Origin of the sequence: Pseudomonas sp. K5002 (genome assembly GCF_013386655.1) — a bacterium.
GTDB lineage: Bacteria > Pseudomonadota > Gammaproteobacteria > Pseudomonadales > Pseudomonadaceae > Aquipseudomonas.
In genome coordinates, this window is record NZ_JACARK010000559.1 from 1 (window position 1) to 5,145 (window position 5,145).

The 5,145-nt window shown below is 61.8% G+C and carries 6 protein-coding genes; all 6 read left to right on the forward strand.

The window, feature by feature from the left end; all coding sequences use genetic code 11:
* Positions 1–649: NAD(+) kinase (locus tag HX846_RS23335; protein WP_178966168.1), on the forward strand; the 649-nt coding region annotated here is incomplete at its 5' end.
* A complete protein-coding gene (locus tag HX846_RS23340) occupies positions 646–1,620 on the forward strand; it encodes a metallophosphoesterase (RefSeq protein ID WP_161635726.1) in 975 nt (324 codons plus the stop codon). The genes HX846_RS23335 and HX846_RS23340, both read left to right, overlap by 4 nt.
* A complete protein-coding gene (locus HX846_RS23345; RefSeq protein WP_008431996.1) occupies positions 1,617–2,492 on the forward strand; it encodes a rhomboid family intramembrane serine protease in 876 nt (291 codons plus the stop codon). Before HX846_RS23340 ends, HX846_RS23345 begins: the two co-directional genes overlap by 4 nt.
* 15 nt (positions 2,493–2,507) lie before the next feature.
* The gene (locus HX846_RS23350) at positions 2,508–2,768 is read left to right on the forward strand and encodes a YeaC family protein (RefSeq protein WP_003217900.1); all 261 of its coding nucleotides are present in this window, start codon (positions 2,508–2,510) and stop codon (positions 2,766–2,768) included.
* Positions 2,765–3,595, forward strand: coding sequence for a DUF2797 domain-containing protein (locus HX846_RS23355; RefSeq protein ID WP_178966169.1), 831 nt, complete (start codon positions 2,765–2,767; stop codon positions 3,593–3,595). The genes HX846_RS23350 and HX846_RS23355 overlap by 4 nt, the downstream gene beginning before the upstream one ends.
* Positions 3,596–3,608: 13 nt before the next feature.
* Positions 3,609–5,145, forward strand: a 1,537-nt coding sequence (pepN, locus tag HX846_RS23360; protein WP_178966170.1) for an aminopeptidase N, incomplete at its 3' end; no start/stop codon positions are given.

Genomic DNA, 5,145 nt, shown 5'->3' on the forward strand with positions numbered 1-5,145 from the left:
GCTGGCGCGGCATAACGTGCCGGTGCTGGGGATCAACCGCGGAAGCCTGGGGTTCCTCACCGATATTCGCCCCGACGAGCTGGAAGTCGAAGTGGCCAAGGTGCTGGACGGCCATTACCTGGTGGAAAACCGCTTCCTGCTGCAAGCCGAAGTGCGCCGCCACGGCGAAGCCATCGGCCAGGGCGACGCCCTCAACGATGTGGTGCTGCACCCCGGCAAGTCGACGCGGATGATCGAGTTCGAGTTGTACATCGACGGCCAGTTCGTGTGCAGCCAGAAGGCCGACGGCCTGATCGTCGCCACGCCGACCGGGTCCACGGCCTACGCGCTGTCGGCCGGTGGGCCGATCATGCATCCCAAGCTGGATGCCATTGTGATCGTGCCGATGTATCCCCATATGTTGTCCAGCAGGCCTATCGTGGTCGATGGCAACAGTGAGCTGAAAATCGTGGTGTCAAAAGACATGCAGATCTACCCGCAAGTCTCCTGCGACGGGCAGAACCATTTCACCTGCGCCCCCGGTGACACCATCACCGTGAGCAAAAAGGCACAGAAGTTGCGGTTGATCCACCCGCTGGACCACAACTACTACGAAGTGTGCCGGACCAAGCTGGGCTGGGGCAGCCGCTTGGGGGGTGGAGGCGACTGATGCTCGATCCCGCGCGTAGCTACGACCTGATTGGTGACGTGCACGGTTGCGCTCATACCCTTGAGCACTTGCTCGACCGGTTGGGTTACCACAAGCAGGGCGGTACCTGGCGGCATCCGTCGCGAATGGCCGTGTTCCTCGGCGATATCATCGACCGGGGCCCGCGCATTCGCGAGGCGCTGCATATCGTCCACGACATGACCGAGGCCGGCCAGGCACTGTGCATCATGGGCAACCATGAGTTCAACGCGCTGGGCTGGAGCACGCCCGCCGCCCCAGGCAGCGGCAAGCAGTTTGTGCGCGAGCACACGCCACGCCACGCGCGGTTGATCCACGAGACCCTGACCCAGTTCGAACAGCACCCGGCAGACTGGCACGATTTCCTCGGCTGGTTCTATGACATGCCGCTGTTTGTCGACGCCGGGCGATTCCGCGTAGTGCACGCTTGCTGGGACAACGGCTTTATCGAGCCCCTGCGCGCGCATTTCCCGGATGGCTGCATCGACGAACACTTCCTGCAAGCCGCCGCCGTGCCCGGCAGTTTCGCCAGCAATGCCTTCGACCGCCTGTTGCGCGGCACCGACATGCGCCTGCCGGACGGTTTGACCCTGACCGGCGGCGACGGCCTGACGCGTTCGTTCTTCCGCACCAAGTTCTGGGAAGACGACCCGAAAACCTACGGCGATATCGTGTTCCAGCCCGATGCGCTGCCGGAACCTGTGGCCGCCACGCCGCTGTCGTCCACTGAAAAGAATTCCCTGCTGCGCTACGGCGTCGACGAGCCATTGCTGTTCGTCGGCCACTACTGGCGCAGCGGCAAACCGGCGCCGATCCGCCCGAACCTGGCCTGCCTGGACTACAGCGCGGTGCTGTACGGCAAGCTGGTGGCGTACCGGCTGGATCAGGAAACCCGCCTGGACCCGCGTAAATTTGTTTGGGTCGATGTCGAGCGCCCTGAGGTTATTTCATGAGTACCGTTGCTGTGTTACGCCTGCCGCTGGCGGTGGATTTGAGTGGTTTCGTCAAGCTTCTGCAACGCATGCAAGTGCCCCATCGCGTCAGCGAAGAAGCCGGGGAGCAGGTGCTGTGGGTGCCTGACTCCATCAGTGAAGACGTGAAGGTCCTTTACCAGCGCTTTCCGGCCGGTGACCCGGACCAGCAACTGGACATTCCCGAGCAGGCGACGTCGACCAGGCGTCCCGGGTTTGCCCAGCAGCTTCGCCACAGCCCGGTGACCGCGTTGGTGTTGCTGCTGAGCATCATCGTCGGCGCCGTTACGTTGCTGGGGGATAACCTGCAAGCCATGAGCTGGCTGACGTTCCTGCCGTTCAGCGTGGCAGGCGAGTACATCCGTTTCACGCCATTGACCGACAGCCTGGCGTCGGGACAGTGGTGGCGCCTGGTCACGCCGATGTTGATCCACTTCGGCATCCTGCACCTGGCCATGAACGGCATGTGGTACTGGGAACTGGGGCGACGCATCGAGTTGCGCCAGGGCAGCATCAACCTGCTGGGCCTGACCCTGCTGTTCAGCCTGGTGTCGAACTACGCTCAATACTATTTTGGTGGTCCCGGCCTGTTTGGCGGGTTGTCCGGCGTGCTGTATGGCTTGCTCGGGCATTGCTGGATCTATCAGTGGGTGTCGCCGAATCCGGTGTATCGTCTGCCTCGCGGGGTGTTGGTGATGATGCTGGTGTGGCTGGTGCTGTGCCTGTCGGGCCTGGTCTCGATGATCGGCTTCGGCGAAATCGCCAACGCGGCCCACGTGGGTGGCCTGGTGATGGGTTGCCTGACCGGTTTGTTGGGTGGCTTGTACAGCCGCCGCAAAATGTCTCCTATTTAGTTAAGGAAGAGTCTTATGTCCTCTTTTGTCGAAATGATCGAAAACATCACCCCGGACATCTACGAGAGCCTCAAGCTCGCCGTGGAAATCGGCAAATGGTCCGATGGCCGCAAGCTCACCGCCGAGCAGCGTGAATTGTCGTTGCAGGCGGTGATCGCCTGGGAACTGCAGAACCTGCCGGAAGACCAGCGCACCGGCTACATGGGCCCGCAGGAATGCGCCTCGAAGTCGGCGCCGGTGCCGAACATCCTGTTCAAGTCGGATGCCATCCATTGATTGAGATTGGCCGTGGTGCAGTCAGCAAGATGTCGGCGCAGTTGGGTGAGCCGACCGTTCAATACGCGTTTCGCCTGGGCGACACCGAGGTGCCGGTCAATCCATTGATCGGCACTACCGTGCGCCTGGAATACCTCGGTGCGATCCATTGCACCCATTGCGGTCGCAAGACCAAGACCAGTTTCAGCCAGGGTTACTGCTACCCGTGCATGACCAAACTGGCCCAGTGCGACCTGTGCATCATGAGCCCCGAGCGCTGCCATTACGACGCCGGCACCTGCCGCGATCCGGCCTGGGGTGAAAAATTCTGCATGACCGACCACGTGGTGTACCTGGCGAACTCGTCGGGGATCAAGGTCGGTATCACCCGCGCCAGCCAGCTGCCGACCCGCTGGCTCGACCAGGGCGCCAGCCAGGCGCTGCCGATCATGCGCGTTGCCACGCGCCAGCAGTCGGGCTTCGTCGAAGACCTGTTCCGCAGCCAGGTGGCCGACAAGACCAACTGGCGCGCGCTGCTCAAGGGCGACGCGCAGGCAGTCGACCTTGCGCAGGTACGCGACGAACTGTTCGCCAGCTGTGCCGAAGGCATGCTCGGTTTGCAGGAACGCTTTGGCCTGCAGGCCATCCAACCGGTGACCGACATCGAACCGATCGAAATCCGCTACCCGATCAAGCAGTATCCGACCAAGATCGTCAGCTTCAACCTGGACAAGAACCCGATTGCCGAAGGCACGCTGATGGGGATCAAGGGCCAATACCTGATCTTCGATACCGGCGTGATCAATATTCGTAAATACACGGCCTACCAGCTCGCCGTGCATCAGTAGAAGGACGACAGACATGCGCACCGAACAGCCGAAGATGATTTACCTGAAGGACTATCAGGCGCCGGACTACCTGATCGACGAGACGCACCTGACCTTCGAGTTGTTCGAGGACCATAGCCTGGTCCACGCGCAGCTGGTGATGCGCCGCAACCCCGAGCGCGGCGCCGGCTTGCCGCCGCTGGTGCTGGACGGGCAGCAACTGGAGCTGTTGTCGGTGAACCTGGCCGACCAGGAACTGACCGACGCCGACTACCAGTTGAGCGACAGCCACCTGACCGTGCACCCCACCAGCGCGACCTTCACCCTCGACACCACGGTGAAGATCCACCCGGAAACCAATACCGCCCTGGAAGGCCTGTACAAATCCGGCGGCATGTTCTGCACCCAGTGCGAGGCCGAGGGTTTCCGCAAGATCACCTATTACCTCGACCGTCCGGACGTGATGAGCGTGTTCACCACCACGGTGATCGCCGAGCAACACAGCTACCCGGTATTGCTGTCCAACGGCAACCCGATTGCTTCCGGCCCTGGCGAAGACGGCCGGCACTGGGCGACCTGGGAAGACCCGTTCAAGAAGCCGGCGTACCTGTTTGCACTGGTGGCCGGTGATTTGTGGTGTGTCGAAGACACCTTCACCACCATGACCGAGCGCACCGTGGCGCTGCGTATCTATGTCGAGCCAGAAAACATCGATAAGTGCCAGCACGCCATGAACAGCCTGAAGAAATCCATGCGCTGGGACGAGGAAGTCTATGGCCGTGAGTACGACCTCGACATCTTCATGATCGTCGCGGTCAACGACTTCAACATGGGCGCCATGGAAAACAAGGGCCTCAACATCTTCAACTCCAGCGCCGTGCTGGCTCGTGCCGAAACCGCCACCGACGCCGCGCACCAGCGAGTCGAGGCGATCGTTGCCCACGAATACTTCCACAACTGGTCGGGCAACCGCGTGACTTGCCGCGACTGGTTCCAGCTGTCGCTGAAGGAAGGCTTCACGGTGTTCCGTGATTCGCAGTTCTCTGCCGACATGAACTCGGCCACCGTCAAGCGCATCCAGGACGTGGCTTATCTGCGCACTCACCAGTTCGCCGAAGATGCCGGTCCCATGGCCCACGCCGTGCGTCCGGACGGCTTTATCGAGATCTCCAACTTCTACACCCTGACCGTGTACGAAAAGGGCTCGGAAGTCGTCCGTATGATCCAAACCTTGCTCGGCGCCGAAGGGTTCCGCAAAGGCAGCGACCTGTACTTCGAACGCCACGACGGCCAGGCTGTGACCTGCGATGACTTCATCAAGGCCATGGAAGACGCCAACGGCGCTGACCTGACCCAGTTCAAGCGCTGGTACAGCCAGGCCGGTACGCCACGCCTGGCGGTGAGCGAGTCCTACGACCCGGTGGCTAAAACCTACAGCCTGACCTTCCGTCAAAGCTGCCCGGAAACCCCGGACAAGGTGGAAAAACTGCCGTTCGTGATTCCGGTTGAGCTGGGCCTGCTGGACGGGAAGGGCGCGGGCATCGCCTTGCGCCTGGCCGGTGAAACCGCTG